The sequence below is a fragment of the Gammaproteobacteria bacterium genome, assembly GCA_029882975.1.
Classification (GTDB): Bacteria; Pseudomonadota; Gammaproteobacteria; order SZUA-152; family SZUA-152; genus JAJDNG01.
The window spans coordinates 1-14,653 of record JAOUJW010000024.1; the positions used below are offsets into that span (position 1 = coordinate 1).

Genomic DNA, 14,653 nt, shown 5'->3' on the forward strand with positions numbered 1-14,653 from the left:
TGCAAGCTGGGAGAGCAGTGCTTTGAAAATTACAAGATCTAACAAAGCAAATACACTCGGACCCAAAAAAGCGGCGCTCCTCGTACCTCGTCGCTCTGCTTTTTTGGCCCGGTGATTTGCGTCGTTAGAAACCCAAAATAAATATAAGAAGAATAAAAACGGTTTCACTTTTCACTTGCCATGAGTTCGGCAAGTAACGAGCAGGAATGAAAATGGATTTAGGCTTTTTCAAAGCCTAAAAGCAAACCACCCAAGGTGGTTTAAAAACAATCAAAAATGAACATTGGTGGGGGCAAGGCCAGTGGATCGTCTAGTTTTTCACCACTTTTCCCTCCCCAGGGCGGTAGCGTGCCAAAAGGTTGTTTTCTCGTCCTTTGGTCAGTGCTAGCATCAGTTTCTAACAATTCGTTCGTGTGTGACAGGCGCAGAGAACGCGCCTGCCCACAACTCAACGTTAGCTATAAGTGATTATGAGTCATAACTACGAAAATATTTTACGCGCAGACGGTTGGGTGGAATTTAATGACATCCCTTCAATACAGTCCGTTGTGTGCCTCGCTAGAGAATTCGGTGAGATCATTCCTCATCCGGATGGGAAGGATTTCAATATTGTTACTCCAAAGCAAAAAAATGCTGCTTACCCCGGAACGTTAAGCAATCTACACGGTTTCGACGAATTCCCCCTCCATACTGATACTGCTTTCTGGCCTGTGCCCGCCAGATATCTTGTTTTAGCTATGCTCAATAAGAATAGTTATAGCAGTAATGTTGTAAACGCGAACAAAGTTTTTGAATCGCTTGACCACGATGTTCGGAAAGCGGCGCGAGACGCAGTGTTTAAGGTCCATACCCCGTTAGGGGATTTTGATGCGTCCGCAATCTTTGAAGAATCGGGGGAAATTGGGTTTCGCTTCAATGCATGTTGCATGACGCCAGCCAATGTAACCGCCAAAAGTTTCTTAGTAGCGTTTGACCATGCTTTAAGGTGTACAACACCCAACACATTACAATGGACAGGCAGCAAAGCAGTAATCATAGATAACTGGAAAGTCTTACATGGTCGTAGTGCAATAAGAGATTTTTTAACAGAAAGAAAGTTGATACGAATTTATGTAAAATAAGGGGAATGTAAGACAACGTTCGGCTTATTAATGTTGGGCTTTCTAACGAAAGACCAACAACACAATTCGGAATATGAGTGTGAATTATGTCGCGTAACACCGATATGTCTACAAATGCAATATTTTTATTCCACTTTTTTCTGAATGGCAGGAAGTGCTTCACGAAAACATGGAGGCTTTTATTATGTTAGTTCTTAAGTCCAAAGGAGGATTGATATGACCAATGAAAAAGACGAGCCTGAGAAGATCGAAGTAGAAGAGAAGGATGCGAAAGTTTCCGAAGAACGGCCTCGTGATTCTCTATATCGAGAGCCTAATTCAAAAGGCAGTTCAGAATCACATGGCACTAATACGTCTCATTGTCCTGATAACTGGGGCGATGGCTAACTTAGCGTCAATGTAGTCTATATATATTGCGCGACAGTGCTCGTTTCGAGCCCTGTCGCTCAACCCGTTTATTGGAGTCTAACCCACGGCTTTAACAAGCAATTTGAGCACAAATTCATCAAAGATATATTGTATGAAACAGAAAATTGAGAATGTCATTCTGGGGGGAATCCCTGAAGATCAGTTTGCAGAACAAATCTGGGGGGCTACCCCATTCCATTCAAAAGACTGTTTCTCTCCGAAGGATTATTTTTCAATTAGGGAGCTAACTGACATCCTTAGAGAAAGCGGAGTAATTCGATATGGAGCGACAAGTGTAGGAAAAGAAAAGAGTGACTTATTTCAACCTTATGTATCAAGTTTTGATGTTAGTAAACTTAAAGAATTGGAAAAACTTCATATCATAGAAAGCCTGTACGATGCAAAGTCCTGTTTTGATGACGGAAGAGGCATCTTGGCTCATAGGTTGGAAAGGTTTTTACCATTAAAGCATAAGCTTAGAATTATCTATAATTATTTATTAGAATTAACCGGATGCGTAAGAGAAGAGTTAGTGGTTGCAGCATTCCTTACACCTCCTTATAGCAAAACTTTCGACTGGCACACAGACTCTGACCATGTGTTTACTATGCAAATCGAAGGAGAAAAGAAGTGGGAGATCAAGGAACTTGATGGCAGAATTAATATATTTCAGATCACTCCGGGAGATGTATTATATATTCCAGCAGACCTCCCCCATCGTGTAGTTTCGGAAGGCTCTACAAGCCTTTCAGTATCATATGTGGTGATTCCTAAAACATACTCCCAGATATTTACAACCGCTTTATTGAAGAAGCTCGAAAAGGATCTTTATGGCGAATTAAAAAACAGAATTCCTTTGCCTTTCCGGTGGAGGAAAAATCTGAATAGTATGTCTATCGATAAAGTAACGGCTACGGTATTCCGTAAATATGGTTTAGAAGATCAGGACTTTCGTGATGCTCTAATTGATGAGTACGCTTCCGATTCGATTTCTTACCTTGATGAAGCGTGGAACCCAAATTTCAATTATGCGGACAGAAAACTAGAACTTCATACAAAATTACAAAGATCGTCAAGCAATCCCATAAATATAGTTCGAAGAAGTTCAAGCGATGAAGTTGTCATTATTATGAATGGCAGGCCATCTTTGTGCGTGTCATCAAAATTGATCATGGCGATAGACTATATTAGCGAGGCCGACACGCACTTTAGTTGCGATGACTTGCCGGATTGTTACACTGATGAATCAAAAATATTTATTTGCGCGAAATTGCTTCAAGCTGGAATGGTCGATTTTTTGTAAGAATATGGTCGAAGTAAACGTTATAAATAAGCTAACAATGCCATGCACAAGGACGTCAAAATCTCCGCTTCGCCACGAGTTTGTCGCCTGTGATGGCAGCCGTTACAGATACGAAAAATCAAAAAGAGCATGAGTCGCAAGGGGCATTGTTGGGATAATGCACATATGGAATCATTCTTCCATACACTGAAAACCGAGATGATCTATTTCCAGCATTTTGCTACTCTTGAAGAGGCAATGGCGTATATTATTGACTATATTTATTTTTACAATAACCAACGAATCCACTCCACACTGGGTTACCTGACACCAGTAGAGTGCGAACAAATGATGGCGTAAAATGGGTGTCAATTATTTCGGGGTAAGGTCAGGCGCTTGCTTCGCTGCGCGCCCCACATCTTATAAGTAATATGTATGTTCAAGGATAAATACATGTCAACTAGCATAATAGAATTTAGAGCAGAATTTAGTGATGAAGCCGCTGCGCGAAAAGTTAAATCAATTTTAGATAGAGCTTTAGAGTTTATTAACAATTCTTCAGAAGAAGCAGCTCTTCATCACGCGCTAAAAGAATTTGGGGAAACGAAGGGGATAAACTTTGACTCATGGTGGTATCCTGAAATAGCAGGGTTGAATGACAATGTAATAACTGCTGAGTTTGCTGGCTCACCATCAGGAACAGAGGAGCAGGATGTAATAACATGGATTAAGTTGTATGGCGCAACAAAAGTAAGTGGGAAAGTCGATGTCGATAGTGGCGGAGATGCATTTACAATTGAGTTTTAAAATCATATAACACAATCGTGTGTGACCACCAACCCGCAGCTTCGCTCTGGGCTGCCACACACACATCGCAACGTTATCGGTAGCATGGAAAATGAATAGTTGGCATGAAAGCAGAGCAAGGGAATCCTTAAGGAAAAGAAAAAATCAAACTACGTGTGCACGGTGCAGACTACTGTATGACAAGTCAAATAACGACTGCCCGCACTGTACCGGCATCGGTGACGAAGAACTACGGCGAGGCCTTGCTATAAGGATCAAAAAACGCGTAAGAGTCGGTAAAGCTATGATAATGGCAGCGTTTATTATATTCGTGCTTATGTTTTTCTTATATATATGAATAAATGTATTCGGATTATAACCAGCTGCTCAACTCGGACGGACAACTGCAGCGCTTTGGAGCCCTAGTATAGAAAGTGAACTTGATATGTACAAGCTCAATAGTGGCGGTGCGCAAAACTCTAAAATTGGTAATAATTGATGTTTATGGTTTCCTATAATAATACGCTCAACAATGGGCCTGTAAAGAGCTCCTTTAGCTATTCGTTATGTGAAGACAATATGATGCACAAAAAGATACTCTCGGCAACATTATTAGTGACTGTTTTAACTTCGCTACTGTATTATTTATTTTTAATAGATCTAGGAAAAACATATGAAGATATAGGAGAATCATTAAATGTTACCGAAAAACCAATTAAAACTTTAATACTTAGATGGAAATGTATACACATTATTCTACTCACCTGGCACATCATTTACTGCACGTGAGTGGTGGGTCAATAAAAATGGAAATTATATTTATTCTATAAATTCTCATGATGGGCAAGTAGAGGATATGACCATCAAGGATGGAAAGGTGTATTTGGTTGGCTTGGGCATTGGTAATGTGGTTCTATCCAAATAAGGTGGAATAGGCATTTAACTAGATGAATATGAACAATAGCTACACGCGCGAGATCACTGTTTCAAACACACCAAGCGAGGCATATCGTGCTTTGACGGCTGGCTTTAGTAAGTGGTGGACTACCGGCTGTAATCCCATATCTCAAACTGGTGATCGAATTACATTTCGTTTTGGTTCTACTAGCTGGGTGATGCGCGCCAATAGGCTGGTTCCTGACAGTCTTGTCGAATTGGAATGCATCGAAGCTCATCATGTACATGAGGGGCTCCCATCAACAATTCTCGGTGAATGGGAAGGAACCAAACTACAATGGAAAATCAAAAAGCAAGGACGCGAAACCCAGATAGTTTTCGTCCATCAGGGTCTTGTACCTTCGTTAGATTGCTATGACGTCTGCGGGCAAGGATGGGACTACTTTTTTGCCAACAGTCTGAAACAGTATCTAGATACTGGAAAAGGCTCACCATTTGAACATTGAAATCAAGAATATGCTTAGCAAGGCGATCGTTAGGGCGCAAACTACGCTGATCTTCGTTTTCGCCGCTATATATACGTTATCTGTGCCTAGAGAAAGCGTTCTCAACTCTGCTTTCCATCATCGATACAAGCAATCTTAGGGTTCTTGATTTCGGTTGCCGTACAGGACTATTATCAGAAAAGATTTCCCGGTTTGCGAATGAGGTTGTTGCTCTCGATACCTCTGAAAGAATGGCAGCCATTTTGAATAGCAAAGAACTACCGAATGTTATCAGTGTATCCGAGGAATTGTCAGAGGCATTGGTCAAAGATAATTCGGTATTTACTAATCAATTTTATCTTATTGTGTCTTCATCCGTATGTGGTTTTTTACCGAATTGTGAAAGATCTCTATCGGTATTAAAGTCGGCATTGAAACCTGGGGGTATTTTTTTGCAGTGGGACTGGTTGTCTAATACAGACGAAAGCGACTTTGGTTTCAGTCATACCAAGATAGAGAGTGTATATAGAAAAATTGGCTTAACTCCTAGTTTGATTGAGGAGACGTTCTCTGTGCAAACCCTGGAGGGTGATATGCCTGTAATAAGAGGTGTGGCCGTCGATGCTTAGGGAGGCCACTTCATCAGAGCTCATTCCGCGGTGTTTTTGTTGGGCGCGTGCAGCACAAAAGCACGCCTCACAGGCCCGCTTATTAGTAGCGTTGTAAAAATGGTGTCTCTGGCCTAGGCTTTTCATGATTAGGCATATAGTGACATTAAGGTATGGCAATCCCCGCTTTGGTTTAGTGTTATCCTTATTATTGCTCTTCTGTTGGTCGTATATGCAGTCATGCGCCCCAGCTTAGAGGTTGCGTATTTTCAACTAGACTGACATGAACCAATTGAAATATTTTTTGATTACTGAAAGCTTTATCAGCGGCAAGGAGCGTGCCCGTCAGGGCCAAGACTCCTCTAGTAACTTGGCCTGCTCTCACAGAGCCTTATCACCTCATATTGTCCCAAGGAGGGTGTCACGTGAAAATAGATAAACCATTACCATTTATTTACTTTACTTTCGCAGCCGTTGGCTTGTGTGTTACTTGGTACTATAATATTCTTTATTTTGCCGGAGGAGGCAGCATTGCACCAACCCAATTTTTTGGTACGGCATTTGCCAACAACCTCACAACAGCGATAACCTTTGATATATATATTTCTGCGATAGTTTTTTCTATTTGGGTTTTGGTCGATGCAAAAACCAATAGACTCAAATGGCCGGTAATGTATATCGTACTATGTTTTGGTATTGGCCTGGCAGTTGCACTCCCATTGTTTCTTGGTGTTCGTGAGCTGTCTCCTTCAAGGCAAACTAAATGACACTGGTGAAACGAATATTTTAACCATACGAGAAGTTCACCTGGAGTCACGATGGTGACAAACTGGTGGTTCTTGTAGAGACTGACAAATTATCACAGAGTGATTTTTGTTATTTTGAGGCAGATGCGGGTTAATATTTTGTCGAAAAACGTGTCTGCCATTCCTGGTCCGGCCCACTGAGTGTACTCATGAATAGAATATTGGCGATCCCCCACTTTTGTTCTATCCAGATATATTGTGAATTGAAATGATAAAAGGCCAGACTAACAAGACACTCCAACTGACGCCAAAAGCCGTCACGGTGTGTTAAACAGTAGTAGGCAGTAAATTGTCTATGGCATGGACAGAATCTATTGTTCAAGAACGCGTTCCGGTATGGGATGTATTATCAGAGTTCTGGCTTGATGGAGATTTGGTCGAGACTGATTACGAACGAATAGCAGCGACACTAAAAGCGTCACCCTACACAAAAGAACAGTTGCTCAAAATCTGCATATACGAAGTAGCGCCGGCAGTGTCAAGTAACCTCATCAGTATAGCCGGCGAATGGGGAGCTTTCGATCCTGAATGGCTCAAACAAGCTATAATGAAAAAATCACCTAATCCAGATGATTACTTAACTCCCGGCATTTGGAAACAAATTAGAGGGATAGTGCATATATCGCTAGTAAAGTCATCAGGATGGAAAGAAATTACTAAAAGACTATAGCACTTCAATTACGCTCATAAATCCGGAGATTTTGTGTTTACCTTACACTTATACATAAAATCTTCTAAAATAAAAAAGCCGGTTATGTAAAACGCGAGATATTCAACACATATGAGAATAGTATTGAATATCGCTATTATTTTTCTTTTTTCTGTCACACGACACCGTATTGCGTGCCGGGAATTGGTATGGGCAACTGTCGATAGAGCCGAAAAATCTGTAGACGTATATATTGGTCGAGTGACAAGCATTTCAATTCCAGAACTGGAAACGCGTTTACTTCCAATTGGACAAAAAGGCTTCCTCATTCGTGGCGTTGAAAGAGTAATACGATTAAAAATATACAAAAGGCTAAAAGGTGATCTATGTTGTCGAAGCAAAATTGGGATGGTATCGTGGAGGCCAGGCTGATGTCGGTAACATGGTTGTATTGTAGCGCCTTGGTGATGAATGGTGAGTTAGGCAATCTGTGAGTGACATTTCAGAGATTCGACGTGCTTTAACAATAGAACCGGCACATAATACGCACGGCTCATAAGCGACGGAAAAACATGGGAAAAACATGAACAGGACAACACTCTTTATTTTCGTAGTTCTGATTACCTATTGCGGAGTAACTCAAGCAGAAAAACCTGCCACCATAGCAACAAATGACATTGTTGCGACGTACTCCTTTGATCCCACTACTATGTCTTTTGACGAACAAGCCAAACGTGCTCCCGAACTCGGTAAGCTCTGGTCGCGATTTCACAAGTCTCCAGAGTCATACCGGGTTGCCATGCGCGAGCTTCTCGGTAAGGATGGCCAATCGGAAATGCTTTACTGCGACGGTGGCATGCTCTTTCTTCAGGAAGCCCGCCTGGAATCAGACAAAAAACTGGGGCTCAAATCAATCATGAAGTGTTCGCTTGTTGAGATCCAACACACTCCATATTTTTATACTATGCACAGAGAGGCAGTAGCGGGAATGGATACTATGGAACTTCAGTTTCGAATACTGACAAAACCCAAGTATCAGGTGTTTATTCCCCACCACGCACTCACACTCGGACAGGATTATGCTTTCGTTTATCCGCTACTTGTTCAAGATGAACGCAAATATGTCGAACAAATTATTGATAAGACGAAAGTCGAAAAAGACGAAACTGCGCTAAAAACACTGCTGCTTGCCCTATACTACGCAGCCACGGCCAGATCTGAATATACAATACGTTCGATTGGAAATAACAAGCAGACACCACCAGAAGTACAAAAGCGAGCTAAAGAAATGACAGAGCAGATTGGGGAAATGCGTAAAAACGACCCCACGAAAATACACGACTGGCTGAAACGAAATATGGTTGAAATTTCACCCAGTGCTACAGAACCCGATTTGCGTGCCGCACGACGCAAAAGGATGCAAGCCATCAGCGATGAAGCACTGATGGAGCTTGATATGTACACCTTGTTGATCTACCAAGTTAGAAAGTAACTTACCAACATCCGTTTCTGACGGGCTACGCCGGCGCGCGAAGCAGAACGCAACAATGGAAATGGAAGAAAACTGGAATAACTTTTGCACTTTAACACTTTCATCGTCTATTCCCAGGGTAATGTCGGTGCATGTAAAGCAGAGTCAGCGGAACACATAGGACATTCGTGTTTGGCAGGTATCGCAATATTAGTAGTGACTGTGGTTAACCCAAAGTGCATCGCTGTTCATACCAACCGTTTCGGCTACAGGAGGGGACGCACAAAACAAAGAGTCGTTGTTGTTTTTGCCATTGCTGCTGACACTAAAAAAAGACATGCGATATTCATTCCTGCATTGAGGATACCATATGAAAATAATAAAGCTGTTTCTTGTAATAGGATTGGCTGGGTATGGGTACAATTATTGGCAGAATAATTATTCTGGCAATCAAACGGGCACCAGCGATTATGGTTTTGTTACTTTACCAAAACCTAGCAACCTGGATACTGACACTGTAATAATTTTGGCCGCAAAAAACTGCACTAAAGAGGCTGCTCAAAAAGCGGAGCATTTAGCAGATGAGCTGAGGCTCCGTAAAATTCCATACACTCGTGCCAGCAGCATAAGTTTTCAAAATTATGATCGTTCCTTAAAGAAAAATCTCGATTCAGTGATGGGCGGCCCCATGCCTCATGTCTTGATCGATGGCAGGGGTAAAGCAAACCCCACGCTTAATGACGTAGTTGCAGAATATAATTCTATATACGAATAAGCGGCATCGAGCAATAATCCATACGACTCATGGCTAACAATTAATCATTACACTCGCTGCATTGGCTATACTTACCATAGAGCACGATGAGGTACAAATCACCCTTAGAAAACTTCTGCAATTACTTTGGAGCCAAAGGATGCGACTGGACAGGGAAAATCTCGTCGTGTCATAAGGTGGCACCTCCGGTGGCAATAGACAAATGAAGAATCAGCACGAGAATTTGGTTGAATTGGGTTGGAACGACTGGTTTGAACAACGGGCGGTATGCAAGCCGTCAGAATCGATCGCTCGTGTTGTCGCAGTAGACCGCAGTCATTTACTGTTAGTGGATCAGGCAGGCCATTTTCGGGCAAAGTTGTCCGGCAGCTATTTGCACCACCATCACGATTCCCCGGAACTCCCCTGCGTGGGAGACTGGGTGTGCGTGGAACGACACAGTGGTGATGACTTTGGATTGATTTACGGTCGCCTGGAGCGCAGGACTTCACTGCGTAGAAAGTCAGCGGGAACCGGCATTGAGCACCAAATGATCGCAGCAAATCTAGACTATGTACTGATCGTGCAGTCGTGCCAGTTCGACTTTAATCTGAACCGCTTGGAACGCTATCTCGTCATGGTGTTGGATGGCGGGGCGGAACCGCATATTTTGCTGACCAAAACTGACCTGGTCGATCCAGACGTGCTGGCTTCGCAGTTAACTGAGATTACGGCCGCCGGTATCACAGCACCGATATTACCGCTAAGCAACGTCACTCTTGATGGACTGGACAATCTCAAACGACTGCTATTACCAGGAAAAACCTATTGCTTTGTCGGTTCATCTGGAGTTGGTAAGAGTACATTAATTAACCAACTGATTGGCCGTCACAGGTTGGATACCGGCAGTGTCAGCGGGACGGGTGAAGGACGTCACACCACAACTCGGCGGGAGCTAATTCGCCTCGAAGGGGGCGCAATGGTTATTGACAATCCTGGAATGCGTGAATTTGGCATCCTCGGCGCGGATTGCGGTATCGGAGACAGCTATTCCAGGATATCCACCCTTTCATCTCGTTGCCGCTACCGAAACTGCAACCACACCGATGAACCAGGCTGTGCTGTGCTAGCCGCCATGCAAGCCGGCGAAATCAGTCCGGAGTCCCTTGGAAATTTTCACAAACTCAGGGAGGAATCCAAATTCAATGACATGTCCTATGCCGAGAAAAGAAAGAAGGATCGGGACTTTGGTCGATACATCAAGTCGGCAAAGAAGGACTTAAAAAAGGGTTAGAGGGTTTTTTCCAATCGAACAGCGGCAACGTGTATTCCATAACATCCGGCTCCTGCCGAAATCACGACGATACCGGGGTATTCTCGTCTGCAGCAAAAACCCAGTTTCCGTGAACAGTATGAACTTTTATATAGCCTAAACTCAAAATATTATTACAAAACCATTCACCACCAGGAACCGTACTGTCAGGTAAAACCTCGAGAATGATAACCGGGCGGTGTTTTCTTATAGTGTTTAGTGCGCCGGCTAGTGCTTCTATTTCAAAACCTTCTACGTCGAGCTGGATGATGGATACGACCCTATTTGAGTTCAGAAAATCATCGATGGAAACAATGGGGACTGGCTCCGCACTCGCCTGCGAACTTGTACTTGCAGCTATTATCCGGCTTCCCCCGCCCAGTGACCGTCCATCATCGTCTATTGTCTGCATTAAACGCGTCTCCTGCCTGGCCCCTAAACCCGCATGGGTCAATACGGTGTTGGTGATATTGTTTAGTGCCATGGTAATGCCGGCGCAGCGATAATTTTCAAGGTTGGGTTCAAATGCCCAGATTTTGGCATTGGGAGCCACTCCGTTTGATAAGGCCGGTAAAAAATCACCGAAGTAAGTTCCTGCGTGAACGACGTCACCGGTCTTGCAATGATTCAGAATGTACTCGATTGTTTCGGGCTCGTAGACATCGTTCAGAAGAATTCTTTGTGCTGCCGGCCGATGATGCGACGAGAGTGGAACACAGTAACCGCCATACTTGTTGTAGGAGAACTTACATTTTAAAACGTTTAACCCCTGTAACTTCCAATATTCCTCTGACTGCACCCTGCGATCCATACTCTTTAAACGCATTTTTCCCAGCAGCTTTCCTATAACTGTCTTCAATAGTATGGTCACGATTCGCACCCTACTTTTATAAAATATGGGACGGCATCCCGATGCCATGTGCAACACTGCATTAAAGCCACACCATTAGCTCACTTAGGGCGGTAGAATTAAGAAGATAGGGATCTTTTGATATTTTCACATTTTCCTGCGTCAACGTAAGCAACTTCTTTAGTGACCAAAATTTAATATTGCCCTTGCAGTTTTCATTGGACACTTGCGATACATAGCCCCACATGTGCTGCAAGGCGTTTCGAATGCCGCTTGCCTGCGGAGGCGTTCTTAACCAGCTTACCAGATCCATAGACAGGGTATCAAAATCGATAGATTTGCCGGAGACCTTCCGACCGATTTCTTTGTATATCTGCGGGTTTCTCGCCAATACTGAATATTTGTGATGACTCCACAGCTCTTGTATATTCCGCGGAAGCTTTATTCTTCCCGGCTCTTTTTTTTTATATTTTTCTTTCAACAGATTAAATTGAGCCTGTGGGTTATCGATGTAACCGGCCGGCCATATCCCCAGATTGGATTTCGTTCTTACCGGAGATTTTTCTTGGTAACCTCTTAGTTTCATTTCGCAGGCCAACTCAAGATGCCTTTGCTTGAGTGCCCAACCAAAACCCACCCAACGCAAAGTTTCCGGGTGTCTGGAGTAGCCTTTCTTTCCATTCACTAAAATGGATACTATCCCATGAAGTTCTCGATGTTCACCGAGTAAACTTTGCCGGTTCAGGTAACCTGGATGAATGTCCCAAATCCTCACTAATTCCTCATATCTGCACGTCTCACACCGGAAAAGCTCAACGAACGGATTCCTTTCATATTAGCAATTAACTTGATTGGACAGCCGATTCTATTTATTCCTTGTTTCCAAGGCATACCGATTGGCACGAAAAAATGAATCTATATCGTTAAAGCGCACACCCGCCTGTTTCAATACTTCGCAAGCTTGCGCAGACCTCATCTCCCTCAAATAGAAGGGTTCTTGTGGGCAAAAATGATGGATTGCATGTGTTTTACCAAAATTAAAGCAGAATACCTGAACTGGCCACAACCACCAGACATCCAGCACCTGACACTGCTTTCTTAAATCACCACATCCTATATCACCATAGTAATGTATATTCGAAGAAACAAATTGAAGGCAAAAGGTACGAAGTATATTGGGTGCTATCAGTGTAACAACCAGTAAATTTACCCAGGCAATATCCTCTACGGTAAGCACCAAATGAATATCAAACAGAGAAGTGATGGCGGCAGCCACGTAATATAGAACAAAGAAGTACCATAGCAAATGTACCGCAATTCCTATAGGGGCATATCCCAGCAATGCAATAGCGATAAAATTTCTAATATCCTGTTGAGTGATTTCCCCCAACCGGTACAACCTATTCACTTCGCGAAATATCGCCATTGGGCGTAGCAGCATGGTAAGCATATTATCGGTCAACATTAAGAAACGCCTAACCCCCCAACGCTCACCATTGGTAATCGCACGTTCTTCAAGGTCGGCTGCCGTTCCCGATAACCTGTGGTGGCGTATATGAACCTTTCTCCTGAGCCAGGGGTTGATGGTTGTAGGTCGTAACAGGTATCCACCAAGCAACATTAAATGGTGTATGGTCCTATTTTTGTTAAAGTACAATCCATGGAGAAGATCGTGCTCCAGCTCATGCAAAATTGACATCCAGATGGCGGACAGTGGAACAACAACCCACGCGGATAATTCACCGTAGAAGTAAAAGTAACTGTTGAGAAAAACCCCCAAAACGCAGACACTGAATATAGTGAATCCAATAAAATTCTGATGCGCTAACCACGGATGCTTTTGGCGTGCAATCTGATAGATGTTGGCAATTTTCTTTTGTGCCTGACTTTGAATGTCATGCGGATCTGTGTTTTTCATAACCATACTCACTATAGATTCGTCGCCAATTACGAATTATGTTTATCGCGCGTTCTTTGGCAGCCAAATCAGATTTGGGATTGAGAAATTTGGCCTCGCTACACTAATTGCTTTATTTGTATTTCCGATCAAATTTTTCTTTCATATTTTTTTCGGTTTTCAGATCAAAATGATGCTGAACCTCTTATTGGTCGCTTTGCCTGTCCCAACAGATCAGTGACGGTGTTGCCAGATGGTGGTGGCGCGTGAAATAGAGTCTTCACAACGTTATTCAGCTTCGCATAACATTCAAACGCTGGAAATTCATCGATTTTGCCTTTAAATGTTATGGTGCATTTCGCCGGCCTGGCTGGGTCAAGCGATAGCTCGAACATACCAGTGTAATCAATGTCTGCTGCTGCTGATACCAGGGGATCTCCAGCGGCGGCTGTTAAGTGTGTCCGGTAGAGCGGATGTGGCGGGGGTACAGACGATGGATAGCAAACCGCGGCATATCCGCCCAACGGGACACGATATTGTGTGGCACCACACCGTCTTCCTGCAAGCTCCTGATACATAGTCAAGGGAGAGAACGAGCACCGCCCCATATCCGCATAAGCAAAATCCAGTTGAGCCCCGGTATCCATATTGACCTCTGTGGTTCCCGATGAGGTATGCCCCTTACCAACGATCCGCGGTGTACCCGATAACTCAAATTCCACCCAAGATTGCATTCGATGACTCGCCGTTGCAGAAGAACTGAAGCTACGTTGGTCTGTTAAGTAGCCTGCGTCCAAACTCTTAAAAAGATTCATTGGATTGGCGCGAGCGACCCCAGGCAGCGGGACTGCTGTCTTGCCCCGGTGAGTTCCTGCCGAAATGGTTTGCGTGTAACCTGCTACGTGACCCGGAATAAATGCATTGATCCATACTCTAAGCCGCATTACTCCCCCTTAAACAAATAACTTTGGTAATCCGTATCAACTTCGTTTAAGACAACCGGTTAGCTACTAAAAACATTTCAGTACTACCGTAACAATATTATATCACTACCATTTCGCCAACATTGGCAGGCTGTTGATCGACAGGTTTAACCGGTACGGTAAAACCATGCATTGTCGGCAATGTAATGGGAAGTAGCAAGATTTTCAAAAATATTCACTGAAACAAGTTTTCACTTGTGCAACCAACAAACAACCATTTACAAATCACAAAGTTAAGCCTAGGGAACCTCTGATTAATTCCTGGATGAGTAGAGATGAGGACCAAATCGTCAAGTGCGAGGCGAAAAGCTTCCGCTCCCTGATCACGTTACTTGCTTACATCC

At 43.3% G+C, this 14,653-nt stretch carries 15 protein-coding genes and 1 pseudogene; 12 read left to right on the plus strand and 4 right to left on the minus strand.

The window, feature by feature from the left end; genetic code table 11:
* Positions 1-470 precede the first annotated feature (470 nt).
* The 12 genes and pseudogenes from OEY58_15955 (at position 471) to rsgA (ending at position 10,561) form a co-directional block, all read left to right on the plus strand.
* Positions 471-1,121: a hypothetical protein gene (locus OEY58_15955; GenBank protein ID MDH5326952.1), complete on the plus strand. Its 651-nt coding sequence runs from the start codon at positions 471-473 to the stop codon at positions 1,119-1,121.
* A gap of 216 nt (positions 1,122-1,337) precedes the next feature.
* Complete coding sequence (locus OEY58_15960) at positions 1,338-1,508, plus strand: hypothetical protein (GenBank protein MDH5326953.1); 171 nt, start codon at positions 1,338-1,340, stop codon at positions 1,506-1,508.
* Positions 1,509-1,641: 133 nt separating this feature from the next.
* On the plus strand, positions 1,642-2,832 hold the full coding sequence (locus OEY58_15965; protein MDH5326954.1) for a cupin domain-containing protein: 1,191 nt from the start codon (positions 1,642-1,644) through the stop codon (positions 2,830-2,832).
* Between the two features lie 126 nt (positions 2,833-2,958).
* A pseudogene (locus OEY58_15970) lies at positions 2,959-3,171 on the plus strand (IS3 family transposase).
* A 93-nt stretch (positions 3,172-3,264) separates the two neighbouring features.
* Positions 3,265-3,618, plus strand: coding sequence for a hypothetical protein (locus tag OEY58_15975; GenBank protein ID MDH5326955.1), 354 nt, complete (start codon positions 3,265-3,267; stop codon positions 3,616-3,618).
* Positions 3,619-4,544: 926 nt separating this feature from the next.
* Entirely contained in the window at positions 4,545-5,000 is a 456-nt protein-coding gene (locus OEY58_15980) for an SRPBCC domain-containing protein (protein ID MDH5326956.1), read from the plus strand.
* A gap of 119 nt (positions 5,001-5,119) precedes the next feature.
* Entirely contained in the window at positions 5,120-5,608 is a 489-nt protein-coding gene (locus OEY58_15985; GenBank protein ID MDH5326957.1) for a methyltransferase domain-containing protein, read from the plus strand.
* Positions 5,609-6,012: 404 nt separating this feature from the next.
* Positions 6,013-6,354, plus strand: coding sequence for a DUF2834 domain-containing protein (locus OEY58_15990; GenBank protein ID MDH5326958.1), 342 nt, complete (start codon positions 6,013-6,015; stop codon positions 6,352-6,354).
* A 334-nt stretch (positions 6,355-6,688) separates the two neighbouring features.
* Positions 6,689-7,063, plus strand: coding sequence for a hypothetical protein (locus OEY58_15995; protein ID MDH5326959.1), 375 nt, complete (start codon positions 6,689-6,691; stop codon positions 7,061-7,063).
* A gap of 562 nt (positions 7,064-7,625) precedes the next feature.
* A complete protein-coding gene (locus tag OEY58_16000; GenBank protein MDH5326960.1) occupies positions 7,626-8,534 on the plus strand; it encodes a hypothetical protein in 909 nt (302 codons plus the stop codon).
* A gap of 349 nt (positions 8,535-8,883) precedes the next feature.
* Positions 8,884-9,288 (plus strand): hypothetical protein, encoded by a 405-nt coding sequence (locus OEY58_16005; protein MDH5326961.1) that lies wholly within the window; start codon positions 8,884-8,886, stop codon positions 9,286-9,288.
* Positions 9,289-9,490: 202 nt separating this feature from the next.
* Entirely contained in the window at positions 9,491-10,561 is a 1,071-nt protein-coding gene (gene rsgA / locus OEY58_16010; GenBank protein MDH5326962.1) for a ribosome small subunit-dependent GTPase A, read from the plus strand.
* 61 nt (positions 10,562-10,622) lie between these two features.
* On the opposite strand, the gene OEY58_16015 is transcribed toward rsgA, so the two are convergent.
* The 4 genes from OEY58_16015 to OEY58_16030 all read right to left on the minus strand — a co-directional run bounded on the left by OEY58_16015 (position 10,623) and on the right by OEY58_16030 (position 14,270).
* Positions 10,623-11,450 (minus strand): FkbM family methyltransferase, encoded by an 828-nt coding sequence (locus OEY58_16015; protein ID MDH5326963.1) that lies wholly within the window; start codon positions 11,448-11,450, stop codon positions 10,623-10,625.
* Between the two features lie 61 nt (positions 11,451-11,511).
* Positions 11,512-12,204, minus strand: coding sequence for a DUF1722 domain-containing protein (locus OEY58_16020; GenBank protein ID MDH5326964.1), 693 nt, complete (start codon positions 12,202-12,204; stop codon positions 11,512-11,514).
* 90 nt (positions 12,205-12,294) lie between these two features.
* Positions 12,295-13,347 (minus strand): fatty acid desaturase, encoded by a 1,053-nt coding sequence (locus OEY58_16025; protein ID MDH5326965.1) that lies wholly within the window; start codon positions 13,345-13,347, stop codon positions 12,295-12,297.
* A gap of 164 nt (positions 13,348-13,511) precedes the next feature.
* Entirely contained in the window at positions 13,512-14,270 is a 759-nt protein-coding gene (locus tag OEY58_16030) for a hypothetical protein (protein MDH5326966.1), read from the minus strand.
* Positions 14,271-14,653 lie beyond the last annotated feature (383 nt).

Coding starts and splice junctions, on each gene's coding strand:
- OEY58_15955 (MDH5326952.1), top strand. CDS start 471: ATGAGTCATAACTACGAAAATATTTTACGCGCAGACGGTTGGGTGGAA.
- OEY58_15960 (MDH5326953.1), top strand. CDS start 1,338: ATGACCAATGAAAAAGACGAGCCTGAGAAGATCGAAGTAGAAGAGAAG.
- OEY58_15965 (MDH5326954.1), top strand. CDS start 1,642: ATGAAACAGAAAATTGAGAATGTCATTCTGGGGGGAATCCCTGAAGAT.
- OEY58_15975 (MDH5326955.1), top strand. CDS start 3,265: ATGTCAACTAGCATAATAGAATTTAGAGCAGAATTTAGTGATGAAGCC.
- OEY58_15980 (MDH5326956.1), top strand. CDS start 4,545: ATGAATATGAACAATAGCTACACGCGCGAGATCACTGTTTCAAACACA.
- OEY58_15995 (MDH5326959.1), top strand. CDS start 6,689: ATGGCATGGACAGAATCTATTGTTCAAGAACGCGTTCCGGTATGGGAT.
- OEY58_16000 (MDH5326960.1), top strand. CDS start 7,626: ATGAACAGGACAACACTCTTTATTTTCGTAGTTCTGATTACCTATTGC.
- OEY58_16005 (MDH5326961.1), top strand. CDS start 8,884: ATGAAAATAATAAAGCTGTTTCTTGTAATAGGATTGGCTGGGTATGGG.
- rsgA (MDH5326962.1), top strand. CDS start 9,491: ATGAAGAATCAGCACGAGAATTTGGTTGAATTGGGTTGGAACGACTGG.
- OEY58_16025 (MDH5326965.1), bottom strand. CDS start 13,347: ATGAAAAACACAGATCCGCATGACATTCAAAGTCAGGCACAAAAGAAA.
- OEY58_16030 (MDH5326966.1), bottom strand. CDS start 14,270: ATGCGGCTTAGAGTATGGATCAATGCATTTATTCCGGGTCACGTAGCA.